This window comes from Endozoicomonas sp. SESOKO3, assembly GCF_024606255.1.
The window spans coordinates 1-1,910 of sequence record NZ_JAHHPR010000199.1 but is presented as its reverse complement, the minus strand read 5'-3'; the positions used below and the strand labels follow the sequence as shown (position 1 = coordinate 1,910).

General features: G+C 47.3%; 5 protein-coding genes. 1 reads left to right on the top strand and 4 read right to left on the bottom strand.

Features of this window, described 5'->3' with window-relative positions; all coding sequences use genetic code 11:
• Positions 1–458 (top strand): hypothetical protein (locus tag KDK18_RS03430; protein WP_257253229.1); only part of this gene is annotated, 458 nt, incomplete at its 5' end.
• A 42-nt stretch (positions 459–500) separates the two neighbouring features.
• On the opposite strand, the gene KDK18_RS03425 is transcribed toward KDK18_RS03430, so the two are convergent.
• The 4 genes from KDK18_RS03425 to KDK18_RS03410 form a co-directional block, all read right to left on the bottom strand.
• Complete coding sequence (locus KDK18_RS03425; protein WP_257253227.1) at positions 501–806, bottom strand: HigA family addiction module antitoxin; 306 nt, start codon at positions 804–806, stop codon at positions 501–503.
• Positions 806–1,084, bottom strand: coding sequence for a type II toxin-antitoxin system RelE/ParE family toxin (locus KDK18_RS03420; RefSeq protein ID WP_257253225.1), 279 nt, complete (start codon positions 1,082–1,084; stop codon positions 806–808). The genes KDK18_RS03425 and KDK18_RS03420 overlap by 1 nt, the downstream gene beginning before the upstream one ends.
• 423 nt (positions 1,085–1,507) lie before the next feature.
• Entirely contained in the window at positions 1,508–1,633 is a 126-nt protein-coding gene (locus KDK18_RS03415; protein WP_257253224.1) for a hypothetical protein, read from the bottom strand.
• 8 nt (positions 1,634–1,641) lie between these two features.
• Positions 1,642–1,910 (bottom strand): hypothetical protein (locus tag KDK18_RS03410; RefSeq protein ID WP_257253223.1); only part of this gene is annotated, 269 nt, incomplete at its 5' end.

Genomic DNA, 1,910 nt, shown 5'->3' with positions numbered 1-1,910 from the left:
ATATTGAGCGGGGTACAAAAGGCGGACGTGGCAAATCGACGTCTACCAGTCCTTCACGAGTTGAACGGTGGGTTCCAGTATCCGGCTATGCACGTATGGCTTTGTCTCAAGCGGTAAGGATGCAGGGCGACAACGATTGCCTGATACCTATCGGTAAAAAGCTTGAAGATTTTCTGGCTCTGGTGCGTATGCACAGTGGTCCTGTTCTCAAAAAGTATGGGCTGAATAACCGGCATGATCTCCGGGCGGCCTACGCTTGTGAACAATATCAACAAATTACAGGTTGTTCTGCACCTGTTTTATCAAGTGGTATCAACATTGATAAACACGGCGATCTTCAAGCCCGGAAGGCCATCGCTGATCTGCTAGGCCATCACAGAAGTAGTGTGGTTTCAGCCTACATTGGCAGTAATCAGCGAGATAGAAGCAAAGGGCAACTGCCGAAAAAAAGACGTTGAATTAGCGATCTGAAATAACTGGGCAACACGAAGAATAGGTCACTACGCAACCTGACTAAAATCAATACGTTCCAGGTTTGCTGTATCGACCACTTGCCTGGCTTTCCACAAGTCAAAGCTTTCCTGAAGTGTCATCCAGCTTTCAGCAGAACCACCCAGTACTTCGGACAGTCGAATGGCCATTTCCGGTGAAACACCTGCTTTTTCATTCAGCAAACGATTGAAAGTACTTCTGGCCACGCCCAGTTGGTCGGCAATTCTGTTAGCGGTCATTGAGGTGAATGGCTCAATGTAGGTGCGGTAGATCAATGCTCCTGGGTGAGGTGGGTCAAATTGTTGTGTAGCCATCAGTGGTAATCCTCGTAGTTCACGATGTAGGCATCTCCGTCTTTAAATTCAAACACAATGCGCCAGTTACCTGATACGTTAACGGCCCAAAGGCCTTCACGGTCGCCCTTCAACGGATGGAGGCGGTAGCCCGGTTTATCCATGTCATCAATGGTTTTTGCTGCATTCAAAAAAGCCAGACGATCACTGATTCGGGTGGCGTGGGAAGGTCTTATACCTGATTTGGAACCTTTGGTGTAGAACTTCTCAAGCCCTTTGTGTTTAAAGCTTTTGATCATTATTGTAACGTAGCTATAAATTCCCTGTTGCGCAATTAGTAATCATTTTATTATGGTTAAATGCCGCAGATTCCAGGTTAGTGAGATCTGCAACCACTAGTTCGTTCGTTTCTGCCAATATTTGATAATGATTGTAGATAGAATCAGGTCATGCAGGTTGCAAGCTGCATAGACCGTTGCCTTGGTAGATTCATAACTCGCATCAGCAGCTTGATATGAGATCAGCGCAATTCCGCACACAGTCTGTGCTGAATCTCTGAAATAGAAGATAGAATCGGCGATGACTGGACCCCTGAGCAAGTTGTGAAGCGACTCGAAAAAATTGAATTAGCGATCATGTGTCCTATAGTTACCACTCCTCTTTGGAATATGATCTATGGCGTAGTGACCTCATCCTTGATGAGACCGCTACAACGGTAATGATCAGAATACGATCTCACAGGTCAGTGTGTTTTGCAGATCCGGCAGATAAAACACGCGCAGCGGTGAGGTGGTTGTCACAGGGAAATGACATTCCGGAATCAGCCTGTCAGCTTTGCGATCAGGCATTCAGAGCATCAATTTTCAAATGACGTTAGCAGAGAAAGTCTGTTTTCGTGTCCATTGATCACTTCGGTGATCCACCTATGTCGTATGAGCTTCTGGCTTCGCCAGAGTCTCGTGCGTCCCTCACGGCAACTACTCCTGCGTTGCCCTGGCTCCGGCATCCGTGCCGTCGTGCATGGCGGAATTTCTCTGTCATGCGGGGAAGTTCTGTCTTGCATCTTGTTTTCAGCTACCCGGAATGCTCCCATCAACTTTTGCAACTCCTGTTGCAGCCGCTTCT